At 40.3% G+C, this 325-nt stretch carries 1 protein-coding gene; it reads right to left on the reverse strand.

Annotated features, from left to right (window positions below; translation table 11 throughout):
* Nucleotides 1-23: 23 nt before the first annotated feature.
* Nucleotides 24-278: an NADH-quinone oxidoreductase subunit A gene (gene ndhC, locus L5849_RS18015; protein WP_370459240.1), complete on the reverse strand. Its 255-nt coding sequence runs from the start codon at nt 276-278 to the stop codon at nt 24-26.
* Nucleotides 279-325: the final 47 nt, after the last annotated feature.

Genomic DNA, 325 nt, shown 5'->3' on the forward strand with positions numbered 1-325 from the left:
GACCAGTCCAGGGAGCCTTCCTTTCATTCGTGAATAAGTCCCAGTAATAAAATTAGTAGGAAGGCTATTGAGGTAAGAAGTGTGGTATTGATGTTGTTAGATAAAATTACAGTTGGGATTGGTATTAATAAGACGATTTCAATATCAAATACGATAAAAATAATTGCAAGAAGAAAGAATCGCATTGAGAAAGGGATTCGTGCAGTTCTTTTCGGGTCAAATCCGCATTCAAAGGGTGAAGATTTCTCCCGGTCTATATTAGATCGAGCTCTTAGGATTCAGGCTGCGGTTAGAACAAGTGAGGGCAGGGCGATAGCAATGGCAG

Source organism: Erythrobacter sp. SN021 (assembly GCF_021864455.1).